The organism is Opitutia bacterium ISCC 52 (assembly GCA_014529675.2).
In the GTDB taxonomy this organism is placed as follows: Bacteria; Verrucomicrobiota; Verrucomicrobiia; order Opitutales; family UBA2995; genus UBA2995.
Genome location: CP076040.1, coordinates 4,619,682 through 4,632,778, shown reverse-complemented (window position 1 = coordinate 4,632,778; position 13,097 = coordinate 4,619,682). Strand labels below are relative to the sequence as shown.

The following is a 13,097-nucleotide window of genomic DNA, read 5'->3' as shown; positions in this document are numbered from 1 at the left end:
GCTTGTTACTCAGAAATGGTCTCGAGTAGCCGCTTGATCACAGAATCGGCGGTGATGCCTTCTGCTTCGGCGTGGAAATTGGGAATGATACGGTGACGAAGCACCGGAATGGCCAAGGCTTGCACATCTTCAACGGCAACCGTGTAGCGACCGTTGAGAAGCGCCCTTGCCTTACCTGCAAGTATGAGGGCTTGCGAGGCACGTGAGCCGGCCCCCCATTTGATCTGGTCCTTAACAAAGTCAGGAGCGTCATCCGAAACCGGGCGAGTCGCAGAAACGAGCCGTACCGCATAACCCACTACGTGCTCAGATACAGGAACCTGGCGCACCCAATTTTGGATCTCCAGAATTTCCTCGGGGGTAAATACTTTTTCAGGCTTTTCCTTTTGCACGGCCGTCGTCTCCGTTACCATGCGTATTTCGTCCTCTTGCGGTAAGTAGTCCATAACCACATTGAGGAGGAATCGGTCGAGCTGCGCTTCCGGAAGAGGATAGGTGCCCTCCAGCTCAATCGGGTTTTGCGTCGCTAACACAAAGAAGGGCGGTTCCAGGGGAAAGGTTTGACCAGCTGCCGTCACTTGGCGCTCTTCCATGGCTTCTAAAAGAGCCGCCTGGGTCTTGGGTGGTGTTCGATTGATTTCGTCGGCCAAAACGATGTTGGCAAATATGGGGCCATGCACGAAGCGGAATAGTCGCTTTCCAGTGGTTTTGTCCTCCTCGACCACTTCCGTGCCGAGGATATCCGCCGGCATCAGGTCAGGCGTGAACTGAATCCGCTTGAATGAAAGCGAAAAGGTCTCGGCAATTGATTTTACCAACAAGGTTTTCCCTAAACCTGGGACCCCGGTTAGGAGCGCATGGCCTCGTGCCATGAGGCCGATGATCATTTGCTCGATGATCGTCTCCTGGCCGATAATGACCTTGCTCAGCTCGGCTGATATCCGCTCTCGGGCGTTTTGTATGTTGCTGAGAATCTCCGATTCGTTCGCGTCGCTCATAAAAATAATCTAATTGTGAATGCTTGGGGATAAGAAGGCTACTCCTGGTTAATAAATCCAGTGGACCTAAGGTTTGAGCATTCGTTTCCTGAATGCGATCGAAACTTACAAATAATTTTGACAAGAGTAGTACAAATAACGATCAGGCCAGCTTGGGGTTACATAATCTGCCAACGCACTCGTTAAGTATGGGATGCTAGCAACTCCGTCGCATTTTGTCTGAATCCGAAATGGGCTTTGCAGAAGGTAAGAGTGGAAAAGTCTTTTTTCGCCGAGTCAGGAGTCGATTGACCCATGACTTGAAGCTTTCGATCCAACTCTTATTCACGCGAATCGCCATAAAGATTCCATTGGGACAATCAGCCGGAAAACTGTTTACGTAGCCTTTTATCTTCCAGGACAACTTCTTCCTTTTGGCAATTAACTGAATAAACTGCTCCAGGTTCGATTTCTCAAAAACATGAAAGTGCATGTTAAACTCTTTCTTGTGCTCTAAGTCATAAACGAGCTGATCACGAAATGCCGCTCGATCGCTATCAAGGTCCTCCGGTACAACATCCGGTCGGTACATGGGCCAATCGATCTTATCCACAAAGTCATAGATATGGGTTCCATCATATTGATCTACCTGATTCTCGTAATCCGCCCACATATGCTCCGGGTCGGTGAGCCCACGAGGATGGTCAAAGGTGAATGGCCTATCAGGAATAACCATGTAGATGACACCCCCGTGGGCTAGAACACGATGCCACTCCAATAAGGCAGCAACAGGATTGGCCACATGTTCCAAAACGTGGGAGGAAGCCACATAATCGAGCGAATTGGAACGAAAGGGCAAATGGCAGGCATCCCCCCAATAAACAGCCAAGCAGGGTTGACCGGCATATTCCGCAAATCGGTCTACATAGAATGGTTTTAATCCAGGAATCGGCGTTGTGAGGGCACCGATTTCGACACCTACGCCGTTGGGCTTTAACCACTGACTGATGGCTTTTTCATGAGTCTCGATCGCAGGGGGCATGGAGCAGACTACTTTACTTAGCCTTGGGACGAAACGCTTTCATCACAATAGGATCGGTTTCTAAATGAGGACCACCCACTAAATCGATGCAGTAGGGAATAGCTGGGAAAATGACTTGGAGGCACTCTTCGATGGCTTTGGGCTTGCCAGGTAAGTTGATGATGAGACAACTGCCGCGCGTCCCAGCAGTTTGCCGGGAAAGGATGGCCGTGGGGACTATCTTCAAAGACTCCGCTCGCATCGCCTCTCCGAATCCAGGTAGCAGCTTTTCGCAAACGGCTTCCGTTGCTTCCGGAGTAATATCGCGGAGTGCTGGCCCCGTCCCTCCAGTGGTGATGGCCAGGCAACAACCTGCTTCATCAGCCATATATTTTAGGGCATCCTCAATCTGATCCTGCTCGTCTGGAATGACCTTGTAGACCGGTTCAAATTCAGTGGTGAGATATTTGCGGAGCAAGCGAACCGCTTCCTTGCCCGGGATATCTTCATAAACACCCTGACTCGCACGGTCAGACACATTAATGACGCCAATTTTTACCATGCGGCGAACCTTAGGAATGAGTGACCTTAGGGCAACTGCGGAATGACCCCATCTACTTATGATATAAGTACTGCCTGCTATCAGTTAGCCCTAGATCGGATCAAGGGATATACCCTTACCCATTCACTCGCTTGGCGACCCAATCGATAATGGCTTGGTCGTTGTCTTCGTTTTCCCAAACGACTCGAAGAAACTCAGCGGCGTGAATGTCATTGGTTTTAAGAAAGTGACGATCCCCTCCACAGCTATACATAACATCAGGATGGAGCTCACCGCGGAGCTTGGCTTTTGCTTTAGGAATAATCCGTGGCAACCAACGAATACCCTCTGCTTCCGAGTCCTTAGGGGGCAAAGAGTTTGGATCCAGCATAGCGGAAGAAGCAGTGCCGTTTTGCTGTTCGCGGAGATAAGCTCGACGCACATCATGGATCATAGCGACGGTCGTGAAATCTGGCTCTCCCCCATCGACAAAGTCTTCCGCAAAATCAAAGATCTCCTGAGCGTTGGCACCGATGGATGTTAAAAATTCCAGCTCTACTTCATCGAAATAGGTGGCACTGTCACGGTTGCCAGTTTGGTAGAGATCAACGGCCTTCCGCCAGACAAGTTCGAGCGTTTTCTGATAATCGTAATGTTTCATGGCGATACTATTTTTTTTACTCTTTAGTTGAGTGATGGCCTGGAACCTTACAGCTTGATCGTATGGAACGGTCACAAGGAGCAACATTAGCGCTGTCAAATATATCTAAGTGGAAAATCCTTTTCTGTTTGAGCTGCATGGCATGGCTTACAACTGCACAAGCCGATAATACCTACCAGAAGCTACAGTCTGGGCCCATGATTGGACATGCATCTATGGCTGAAGTGCTTATCTGGGTACAGACAACAGGTCCTTCAGAAGTGATTATTAAATATTGGGCTGAAGGCGACCGATCCCACGTAATGGAATCAGCACCCATCCAAACTGAAAAGCAAACCGCGTTTGTAGCCAAATGCCTGGCTGATGAGGTGCGCTCCGATAGTAGTTATGTTTACGAGGTCTGGATCGATGGAGAAAAAGTGACTCCTCGTTTCCGTGAGGAATTTCGCAATGGGGAAGCTATTCCATTAACCTTCTCCACTCCGAAAAATTGGCGCTTTCGAAAAGAGGGGCATCGAGTTTTCGATTTTACTATTGGTTTTGGGAGCTGTGCTTACATCAACCAAGAAGGCGGTTATGATCGTTTGAGTAATGAGGATCCATACGGAGCAGGCTATGAGATCTTTGAAAGTATTTACGATAAAGACCCGGATATTTTTGTATGGCTGGGAGACAATGTTTACCTGCGCGAAGCAGATTGGACCTCTTGGACAGGAATCTTGCAGCGCTGGACCCACGACCGTTCGCTTCCGCACTTGAGGGGCCTTTTGGCCAATCGGCCCAACTACGCGACTTGGGACGATCACGACTATGGGCCCAATGATTCAGGTTGGGACTTTTGGAACAAAGACCAGACCACGAAAGCCTTTAACCTATTCTATGGCAATCCATCTGCAGGTCTCCCTACCCTACCCGGAATCTTTACCTTCTTTAATCAAGGTGATGTGAATGTCTACCTTCTGGATAATCGTTTCTACCGAGACGGCCCCGAACACTTGAAAGCGTTTGATCGAGAAAAAGCTTTATTGGGCAAGAAGCAGGTGGATTGGTTGATCAGTTCTCTGAAGTACCGTCAGGGCCAATCAACCGGTGGTTACCTTCCCAGCTATCCTTCCAATTTTAATATTATATGCATCGGAAACACGGTTCTGGGAGAAACGGGTTCAGTTGATACCTACCAGTTATTCGATGAGGAGTATCAATATCTCATCGACCGTATCATGGAAGAAGGCATCGACGGAGTTGTTTTTATGAGTGGTGATGTACACTTCGGCGAAGTCAATTTGGTCGAGCTTAAGGGCGGAGGGCAAGCAGGTGTACCCGGCAAGGCAGGACTCAAGGGCAAAACCTATCGCTTCATGGAGGTGACCACCAGCCCACTCACAGCCGGTTCATGGGATGGCCCTGATGATAATATCCATCGCTATGATATTTTTCCGGGAGAAAAAGACACTGTAGGGGTTCGAAATTTTTCCACGCTCTCATTCGAAGGGCCTTTGGATGATCGACGAATGAGCATCCGGTATTACGACACGGATGGAAATTTGCTGAACCAAAAAGAAGGCGCCGATGAAGGGGTCGTCACAGACGCCTCGGTGATTTCTGCAAATTGGTTAAAGGCGCCGGAGAGAAGGAAAGACTAAGCTGCCGTTAACCGCCGAACGGGACAGCTGGAATACCTTTTGCACCTGGACGACAACGAAAGAGTGCTCCTGCGTGGGGTTGATCTTTTAGTTGGTCTTCCGTTTCATCGACTGAAGCACAGGTGATGTAAAGATCGCCCAGGTCATCCCCTCCAAACCAGCAAGCGGTAACTTTACGAACTGGGACTTCGATTGTTTCCAGGATTTTACCTGAGTTCGGATCGATACACTGGACGCAACTACCGAACCATCTGGCTACCCAGAGTCGCCCTTCGGTATCAATGGTCATGCCATCGAAAATGGGATGTTCATTCTCTTTGGGTTCCTCTCGAACAATTCGGAGATTGTCGATATTACCGCTATCAGGATCAAAATCGTAGGCCTCGATCCGGTTTTTAAAACTATCGATGTAATAGAAGGTTGAATGATCGTGGCTCCAGGTCAGGCCATTGGAGCAGCCGATCCCATCCTGAATTATCTCGCATTGAAAGTCATGGTTCAAGCGATAGAGGCTGCCTGCAGGCTCTCCGTCCTGGCTTGCCATAGTGCCCACCCAAAGCCGTCCTTGCGGATCACACTTACCGTCATTGAAACGTCCAGCCAACGTCTCAGCAGGAGGGTTGGGGAGAGGAGTAAATTTTTCGGTTCTCGGATCAAACAAAGCCACGCCGTAGGCACCCGCAACGATCAATCCTCCAGAAGTCCGAGGGACGACAGTGCCTCCCTTACCTGGCAAGGTGAAACTCCGCTTCGTATCGGCCTTGGGTTCGTAGATGTGAAGCCTCCCTTGTTCTATGTCTATCCAATGTAGACGATCATTATACCAAATGGGACCTTCGCCGAGCGTCGCGCCGGCATTCCAAACAACTTCTAATTCCATATGGAACTAGCTAACGGCAGAATTTTGTAGTTGGACAGAAAATTGAGCTCCTTTTTCCGGCAAATTCTCAGCATAGATGTCACCGCCATGGGCCTTCATCACTTTTTTGCAGATATTCAGACCTAAACCAGTACTGGTTTCTCCACCAGTTGGCTGGGCAGAAGTCTTTGAGAAACTCTCGAACAGCTTATCGAACTCATCCTCAGGAACACCTGGTCCTTCATCGGCCACGCGGAAGAAGACCCAATTGTTGTCACTCTCGATGATTACTCGAATCGTAGTACCTGCTTCAGAAAACTTGATGGCATTGCTAAGCAAGTTGTCCATCACCCGACGTACTTGTCGCTTGTCGCATCGAACGATATCGGGAATATCATTATCAACAAACTCAATTTGAATCTCCTTCTTTTCCGCTGTAATTCGATAGAGATTCACAGAAGTCTTCACCAGTTTGTATAAATCGACTTCATCAATTTCAACTTTGAGCTGACCCGTTTCAATAAGAGCCACGTCAAATAGATCATTCACAAGAGCCAGCATGGCTTCGGAGGCTTCATATATACTGGAAACCATTTCGGCCTGAGTGGAACTCATGTTGCCAAACTTTCCAGAGGCGAGGAAGTGAGCCAATCCGTTGATGGAAACCAAAGGGTTTTTAAGATCGTGAGAAGCTATACCCAAGAATTTTGATTTCTCAGTATTCGCCTGAGTTAGAGCCTTAATAAATTCAGTATGTTGCTCGAGCAGGGCACGGACCTTCAAGTGGGTCTCGATACGAGCCATCGCTTCTTTGATTCGGTAAGGCTTGGTAATGTAGTCAGATGCCCCTTCCGAAAAAGCCTGCAGAATGGTATCCGAATCGGTCTTACCAGTCATGAAGATGATGGCCACATTCTTACACTCGGGCATCCCTTTCAGATGTTGGCATATCTCAAGTCCATCCATACCTTCCATCATAATATCCAAAAGAATCAGGTCGGGCAAGACCTCCTGAATCATGGAAATACCTTCTTCTCCACTAGCAGCAGAAAACACCTGGAAACTTTTTCGTTCCAGGACTTTTGATATCAGTTTCCGGTCTAGGGAACTGTCGTCGATGACGAGAATTACCTTATTCGAAATATCAATGGATTTGTCCGAGATCATTATTGAGGAGTATTCTATAAATCAAAGAAATAGGAAATGAGTTTGATACCCGTCTATTTCTTGAAGAAATACGTCTCAATTCGCCTTCAAAAGCCATCGAGGCATGACTTTTACACTGATTATACGATCTTACCCTACCATATGGCCGGATTCTTATAGAACCCCTAGAAAATTAGGCTAATCAACCAACGTTGCCAAAGAGCTTCTTTACGGAGGCCACGGCGTAGTCACGGTTCATTTGGGCGATAAAATCGAGAGTAATTCCCTTAGGGCAAACTGCCTGGCACTCCCCATAATTGGTGCAATTTCCGAAACCAGCTTCGTCCATGGCTGCAACCATACCGAGCACGCGGCGATCTTTCTCAGGCTTCCCTTGAGGAAGGGAATTCAATTGGGATGACTTCGCCGCTGTGAACAACATTGCCGAGGCATTCTTACAGGCTGCCACACAAGCTCCACAGCCAATACAAGCTGCTGCATCCATGGCATAATCGGCCACCTCCTTTGAGATCGGAATAGCATTCCCATCGGGAGGACTTCCAGTACGAACGGATATAAATCCACCTGCTTGCTGAATCTTGTCGAACTGTGTGCGATCAACAATGAGGTCGCGAATCACCGGAAAGGGTTTAGCACGCCAAGGTTCGATGGTGATTGTCTCACCATCATTGAAATGTCGCATGTGCAATTGGCAGACGGTGGTCATGCGCTCCGGACCATGCGGAACCCCATTGATGGTCAATGAACACATGCCGCATATGCCTTCACGACAATCGTGGTCGAAGGCAACCGGGTCATCGCCACTATCAATCAAATCTTCATTGAGCAGATCGAGCATCTCTAGAAATGACGAGTCGGGGGACACGTCATCCATTGTATAATCTACCAATCCTCCTGAGGCATCCGCCCCTTCCTGTCTCCAAATACGTAAAGTCAGTTTCATGAAATTGTCTCCGGTTACTTGTAACTCCGGGTGGCCATTTTTACGGATTCGTAGACCAAATCCTCTTTGTGCTTAATCGGGGCGTTGTTTTCCCCTTGGTTTTCCCAAACCGATACATGGGAGAAGTTTTCATCATCCCGCATTGCTTCTCCTTCATCTGTCTGGTGCTCTTCCCGGAAGTGCCCTCCACAGGACTCGTCGCGGTTAAGAGCATCATGACACATCAGCTCCGCAAACTCGAGGTGATCTGCAACCCGACCGGCCCGTTCGAGCTCTACATTGAGTTGTTGACCATGACCAGGCACACGAACGTCGTTCCAGAATTGTTCCCGTAGTTCGGGAATAAGCTTCAACGCTTTCCGCAAACCTTCATCCGTGCGAGCCATCCCACAGTATTCCCACATGATTCGGCCAAGTTCGATATGAATGGATCGCGCAGAGCGCTTACCTTGCACATCAAGCATGCGTTGGGTGCGATCTACAACTGATGCCTTCGCTTCCTTGAAAGCTGGACCCTCAGGATCCGGGGCACCGAATCCTGCCTGTGCCAGGTAGTTTCCAATGGTGTAGGGTGCGACGAAGTAACCATCGGCTAGTCCCTGCATAAGAGCACTCGCTCCCAGACGGTTCGCCCCATGATCAGAGAAATTAGCCTCTCCAAGCACGAAGAGCCCTTCGATATTACTCATCAAATTGTAATCAACCCAGAGTCCGCCCATCGTATAGTGCGGTGCAGGATAAATCATCATCGGGGTTTCGTAACCACTATCACCGGAGATCCGCTCATACATCTCAAACAGGTTGCCGTAACGCTCTTGAATCGCTGGCTGTCCGAGACGACCAATAGCGTCCTCGAAATCCAGATAGACACCAAATCCAGTGCGAGAAATACCGCGGCCTTCATCGCAGGCTTCTTTGGCCGACCGGCTTGAGATATCACGAGGAGCAAGGTTGCCGAAGCTAGGATACTTGCGCTCCAAAAAGTAGTCGCGATCAGATTCGGCTACGTCACGCGGACGAATTTCCTTATTACGCAGCTTCTCAGATACGGCCGCATCCTTGGGAACCCAGACACGACCATCATTGCGGAGTGACTCCGACATCAAGGTCAACTTTGACTGGTGGTCTCCCTCCTGGGGAATACAGGTTGGGTGAATTTGGGTGTAACAAGGGTTAGCGAAACCGGCACCTTTTTTGTAGGCACGGAAAGCAGCGCTGACATTGACTCCGGCTGCACAAGTAGAAAGGAAGAATACGGTGCTATAGCCACCGGTTGCCAGAACTACCGCATCGGCACTCCAGGATTCGATCTCACCATTCACCAGGTTTCTGGTAATGATGCCCTTGGCATGACCGTCTACCAAGACCGGCTCCAACATCTCGTGCCGGTTATACATCTCAACCTGGCCACTGGCAATCTGAGCGTTTAAGGCAGAGTATGCTCCCAAGAGGAGTTGCTGACCTGTTTGCCCTCGAGCGTAAAATGTGCGGGATACCTGGGCGCCACCGAACGAGCGATTGGCAAGTAAGCCGCCATACTCCCGGGCGAATGGCACACCTTGCGCCACACACTGGTCGATGATGTTGCCGCTGACTTCAGCAAGGCGATAAACATTGGCTTCACGAGATCGGAAGTCACCCCCCTTGATCGTGTCATAAAAAAGCCGATACACGCTATCCCCATCGTTCTGATAATTCTTGGAGGCATTGATACCGCCTTGAGCGGCGATGGAGTGAGCCCGCCGTGGACTGTCCTGATAACAGAAACACTTTACGTTGTAACCCATTTCACCGAGCGAAGCGGATAATGATCCTCCGGCTAACCCGGACCCGACCACGATGATGTTATACTTCCGCTTATTGGCAGGGTTGACCAGCTTACTGCTGAACTTGTGGTTCTGCCACTTATCTTCGAGGGGACCCTCTGGAATTTTTGCGTCTAAATTCATGACCTAAAAATCTTTCTCGTTTGCTGGTTAGGAGGATGCTTGAACAAGCCCTAACCAGATGCTCAGGGGGATGGATGCGTAACCAATGAAAGTAATCCAACCGTAGACTTTGGCCAGTGCGTCGAGGCGATATCGCCAACTTTCATTTCGCAGGCCCAACGATTGGAACATACTACTCACTCCATGGGAGAGGTGCATGCACAAGAGGTAAGTACCTATGATATAAAATAGAGACAGCAGCGGGTAAGAAAACCCGGCGATCATCATACCATGCACGTTGTGAACAATTAACGGTTTCCCATAAGCGTCGACCTTGGTCCTGCCATTATGCACGAGAGGAACTTCAGCTGGATACTCTGTTCCGTCGCTCGCAACAATCGAATAGTTATATTCATGTCCTGGAACAGATCGCACGGTGTAATGCAACAGGTGGAAAATCAGGAAACAAAGGATGATCAAGCCAGACATGATCATAGTCCTGGAAGCCAATGAAGCCTGGACAGTCGCCTTGGTGTGGTAGTCTTCCGGCCTCGCTTTTTTGTTCTCCATATTGAGCGTTATGGCAGCCCAGATGTGCGCTACTACACAGAGCAGCAGAAAAAGACGTATGACCCATAAAAGCCCGTACGGCAGGTGTTGCAGTTTGTAACCGTAAGCATTGATCAAGTAAGGGTCTCCAAATACTTGGAGATTACCTACCATGTGGCCAAGAACGAACAGCGAAAGCACCAGCCCGGACAAAGCCATGATGTATTTCTTACCTAATGAAGAAGCGAGAAGACTCATAGACTAGAAACAGTAAAATTAATCAGCATGCTGCTAAATCGTTGAAGCTAGAAGGACCACTTTGAAAAGTAAAGTCCAGTACTATTAGAAAGGTTAATAGACTATAGTTATTAGATAGTCTGAAGAGTCCTATTACTTTTAAAAGTCTTAAACTTCGTCTAACCTTGTTCAGGCAGCAGTGGATCCCAAATATCAGGAGATGGATCGCGCCCGGTCTCCTGCTTGAGGAAATTTTTGAAGAACTCTTCTTCCGATTGCTCTCGCTCATGTAGAGTCGTCAGCATGTTTTCCTCCTGCCTGGGGAGCAATTGCAGCAAATTCATTTTCCAGATCCCTTGGTCCCGCGTAAACTCAAGTCGCTCGTCCGGAATGATGCTCTTTACAATGATATCAGCCAAAGCCTCATTCCCACCGGGCATCAAGTCAATGTAGTCAATTCGCACATCAGGCTTGTCTCCTACATAGAACCAACCTTGGAGTACCGCCTGTTCGAAAAGACGTTTCTCATTCATCCCCACCAACTCTTGGGCTCCCTTGAGGTGCCTGAGGGCGAGAATCTGAAAACGATTGATGGGTTTAAGTTTTTCAAGAACCGCTCGGTCTGCGGTGAGCGCGAGCTCTCTGAGCTCGGTGAAATAATCCCAGGTTTTCTGATCGGACAAGGTAAGGACGGTATCGTAATCGTACTTTTTGATCGCCCGGAGGATCGTATAAAAGGTCTGTTCCACTTGTTGTTCAGGGCCTTGTGGCTCTAATTCTTGCTCAACGGTGGAAGGTGCGGTACCCGGCGCTAGCTCAGGGGCTTTCTCGGATTGAGCGACACGCTTACTTGGCGCACGGGGCAACGCCCGTAGAGGCTCAGCCTCCACGTACTCATAGAGAAACGCCATCTCATGCCGGAAGGATCGCGGCGCATTTTTAATCGGAGAATACCAGAAGGCGGTAACAAAAATAGCAGATAGACAAAATGCGACAGTGGTTACCAAGGGTTTGCGCTCGAGCTGAATCCAAACCACCCAAGCGATCACCCAAGCAAAAAGAAAGTCGATGAGGATGCGGGTAAAAAAGGCTTTGGCATAGGGCCAGCCCGCTTCGTCAAGATACGCCAATGCCAACCATGCCTTGGGAATGGCTAAGACGGTAAAAATCAAACCGCCAATGATGATGGGTATTACGAGAAGTTTCATAAAAGGGAAAACGAGGATGGTTTAAGGTAAGACTGATTTCCAGAGGAATCATTCAATATTTTTCCCCCACCCACCAACAAGGAGGCCAATTCCCTGATCCAAAGAAGGGCTACTTCATACAATAGTAGCTCCAAGCACAGATACTTAAGGAGTGCCGAAACTCACCCGTTTGAATCCTTTGCGACATATCGCCTAGAGGGATAAGCTGAGTCTGAAGCTCCTCATGCTCATCCCATTCAGTCGAAGCAACCTGACGGGCATTATTTACGCCAATGACAAAACAACGATTGTTCTGAATCGCTGGATTCGGATAAACCCAGCCAAGCAACTCGGCATCTTCCCCCTCGAAACCGGTTTCCTCTCGTAATTCTCGAAGTCCGGTTGCCAGAGGATCCTCTCCAGATTCCATTAAGCCCGCAGGTACTTCCAAAGATAGATCTTCGATACCGAATCGAAATTGCCGAACAGTTACCAGCTCCTGATTCTCTGTTATGGCCACCACCGTTATCCAATCAGCAGCGTCTATGGCGAAGAAATCGCCTTCGGTTTGACTTACCGGATGGCGAAAGCGGTTTTTAAATAGTTTAAAAATCCGACAATCCGCAACGAGCTCCGACTCCTTTTTTTCCCAGCAGGAGGGATCGGACTGGGTGGACATTCTCTAAACCGACAGCCTATTCAGGAATCACAATGGTCTGCCCTACCTTGAGGTAGCGAGGCTGCACACCGGGATTAGCACTTAAGAGCTTATCTAGAGTAACTCCAAAATTAGCCGCGACTTTTCCCAAAGTATCACCGGATTGGATGGTGTACTCGGCCCCACCTGCAGGGCCCGAAGACGCTGCAGCTGCAGAGGAATCAGAGGTAGCCGATGGAGACGATGAACTCGAACTGGAGGAACTGGGAGTTGATCTACGAACAACCCCACCACTTTGAAGCTTGGTCTCTAACTCGGCGACTTTGATCGTATTCGCGCGGACATCCGTGCGAGTCTTGGAGATCGTATCAGTGATTTGATTAAATCCGTCCTGTGTTGAATTCGCAAATTCCTTCAATTGCGTGAGCGTTACATACTTCTTTGAAATGCCATCCATCTCCGTTTGTAAACCAGCTACGCTCTCACTGATGGTCGCGTTAGCATCCTTAATTTCTGTCACCGCATCGATCTCTGAAGACTTCTGAAAGGCTACAATTCCAAGGATTAAGCCAACCAAACCGCACACGAAGGCTGCGATCGCAATAATAGGCGTTGCTTTTGCCAAATTTTCCATGGCGCCACTAAAGAGGGATTTGTTTAGCAATTCAAGTCGGGAAAGAAGGGATTATGAGGAAAGAGGGCAGATTGTTTTTTTCGCCGAATTGA

13 protein-coding genes are annotated in these 13,097 nt (G+C 48.8%); 1 reads left to right on the top strand and 12 read right to left on the bottom strand.

Annotated elements, in window-relative coordinates:
- Positions 1-5: 5 nt before the first annotated feature.
- From GA003_20035 to GA003_20020, 4 genes are all read right to left on the bottom strand, one after another.
- Complete coding sequence (locus GA003_20035; GenBank protein ID QXD28257.1) at positions 6-998, bottom strand: MoxR family ATPase; 993 nt, start codon at positions 996-998, stop codon at positions 6-8.
- Between the two features lie 196 nt (positions 999-1,194).
- Positions 1,195-2,019: a class I SAM-dependent methyltransferase gene (locus GA003_20030; GenBank protein ID QXD28256.1), complete on the bottom strand. Its 825-nt coding sequence runs from the start codon at positions 2,017-2,019 to the stop codon at positions 1,195-1,197.
- Positions 2,020-2,032: 13 nt separating this feature from the next.
- Complete coding sequence (mog, locus tag GA003_20025) at positions 2,033-2,560, bottom strand: molybdopterin adenylyltransferase (protein ID QXD28255.1); 528 nt, start codon at positions 2,558-2,560, stop codon at positions 2,033-2,035.
- 115 nt (positions 2,561-2,675) lie between these two features.
- Positions 2,676-3,200 carry a DUF5069 domain-containing protein gene (locus GA003_20020; protein ID QXD28254.1) on the bottom strand — a complete coding sequence of 175 codons (525 nt, stop codon included), beginning with the start codon at positions 3,198-3,200 and terminating at the stop codon, positions 2,676-2,678.
- 137 nt (positions 3,201-3,337) lie between these two features.
- Between GA003_20020 and GA003_20015 the strand changes: the two genes are divergently transcribed.
- Complete coding sequence (locus GA003_20015) at positions 3,338-4,843, top strand: alkaline phosphatase family protein (GenBank protein QXD28253.1); 1,506 nt, start codon at positions 3,338-3,340, stop codon at positions 4,841-4,843.
- Between the two features lie 7 nt (positions 4,844-4,850).
- Here the strand turns inward: GA003_20015 and GA003_20010 are convergent, their stop codons facing one another.
- The 8 genes from GA003_20010 to GA003_19975 form a co-directional block, all read right to left on the bottom strand.
- Entirely contained in the window at positions 4,851-5,723 is an 873-nt protein-coding gene (locus GA003_20010; GenBank protein QXD28252.1) for an SMP-30/gluconolactonase/LRE family protein, read from the bottom strand.
- A gap of 6 nt (positions 5,724-5,729) precedes the next feature.
- A complete protein-coding gene (locus GA003_20005) occupies positions 5,730-6,869 on the bottom strand; it encodes a hybrid sensor histidine kinase/response regulator (protein QXD28251.1) in 1,140 nt (379 codons plus the stop codon).
- Between the two features lie 181 nt (positions 6,870-7,050).
- On the bottom strand, positions 7,051-7,812 hold the full coding sequence (locus tag GA003_20000; GenBank protein ID QXD28250.1) for a succinate dehydrogenase/fumarate reductase iron-sulfur subunit: 762 nt from the start codon (positions 7,810-7,812) through the stop codon (positions 7,051-7,053).
- A gap of 14 nt (positions 7,813-7,826) precedes the next feature.
- Positions 7,827-9,761, bottom strand: coding sequence for a fumarate reductase/succinate dehydrogenase flavoprotein subunit (locus tag GA003_19995; GenBank protein ID QXD28249.1), 1,935 nt, complete (start codon positions 9,759-9,761; stop codon positions 7,827-7,829).
- 27 nt (positions 9,762-9,788) lie between these two features.
- Positions 9,789-10,547 carry a succinate dehydrogenase cytochrome b subunit gene (locus tag GA003_19990; GenBank protein ID QXD28248.1) on the bottom strand — a complete coding sequence of 253 codons (759 nt, stop codon included), beginning with the start codon at positions 10,545-10,547 and terminating at the stop codon, positions 9,789-9,791.
- 158 nt (positions 10,548-10,705) lie between these two features.
- Complete coding sequence (locus GA003_19985) at positions 10,706-11,734, bottom strand: hypothetical protein (protein ID QXD28247.1); 1,029 nt, start codon at positions 11,732-11,734, stop codon at positions 10,706-10,708.
- Positions 11,735-11,843: 109 nt separating this feature from the next.
- Positions 11,844-12,392, bottom strand: coding sequence for an NUDIX hydrolase (locus tag GA003_19980; protein QXD28246.1), 549 nt, complete (start codon positions 12,390-12,392; stop codon positions 11,844-11,846).
- A 16-nt stretch (positions 12,393-12,408) separates the two neighbouring features.
- A complete protein-coding gene (locus tag GA003_19975; protein ID QXD28245.1) occupies positions 12,409-13,005 on the bottom strand; it encodes a LysM peptidoglycan-binding domain-containing protein in 597 nt (198 codons plus the stop codon).
- Positions 13,006-13,097: the final 92 nt, after the last annotated feature.

What these genes read in the sequence shown, in the direction of transcription:
- GA003_20035 (QXD28257.1), bottom strand. Translation starts at nt 998, where the DNA reads ATGAGCGACGCGAACGAATCGGAGATTCTCAGCAACATACAAAACGCC.
- GA003_20030 (QXD28256.1), bottom strand. Translation starts at nt 2,019, where the DNA reads ATGCCCCCTGCGATCGAGACTCATGAAAAAGCCATCAGTCAGTGGTTA.
- mog (QXD28255.1), bottom strand. Translation starts at nt 2,560, where the DNA reads ATGGTAAAAATTGGCGTCATTAATGTGTCTGACCGTGCGAGTCAGGGT.
- GA003_20020 (QXD28254.1), bottom strand. Translation starts at nt 3,200, where the DNA reads ATGAAACATTACGATTATCAGAAAACGCTCGAACTTGTCTGGCGGAAG.
- GA003_20015 (QXD28253.1), top strand. Translation starts at nt 3,338, where the DNA reads ATGGCATGGCTTACAACTGCACAAGCCGATAATACCTACCAGAAGCTA.
- GA003_20010 (QXD28252.1), bottom strand. Translation starts at nt 5,723, where the DNA reads ATGGAATTAGAAGTTGTTTGGAATGCCGGCGCGACGCTCGGCGAAGGT.
- GA003_20005 (QXD28251.1), bottom strand. Translation starts at nt 6,869, where the DNA reads ATGATCTCGGACAAATCCATTGATATTTCGAATAAGGTAATTCTCGTC.
- GA003_20000 (QXD28250.1), bottom strand. Translation starts at nt 7,812, where the DNA reads ATGAAACTGACTTTACGTATTTGGAGACAGGAAGGGGCGGATGCCTCA.
- GA003_19995 (QXD28249.1), bottom strand. Translation starts at nt 9,761, where the DNA reads ATGAATTTAGACGCAAAAATTCCAGAGGGTCCCCTCGAAGATAAGTGG.
- GA003_19990 (QXD28248.1), bottom strand. Translation starts at nt 10,547, where the DNA reads ATGAGTCTTCTCGCTTCTTCATTAGGTAAGAAATACATCATGGCTTTG.
- GA003_19985 (QXD28247.1), bottom strand. Translation starts at nt 11,734, where the DNA reads ATGAAACTTCTCGTAATACCCATCATCATTGGCGGTTTGATTTTTACC.
- GA003_19980 (QXD28246.1), bottom strand. Translation starts at nt 12,392, where the DNA reads ATGTCCACCCAGTCCGATCCCTCCTGCTGGGAAAAAAAGGAGTCGGAG.
- GA003_19975 (QXD28245.1), bottom strand. Translation starts at nt 13,005, where the DNA reads ATGGAAAATTTGGCAAAAGCAACGCCTATTATTGCGATCGCAGCCTTC.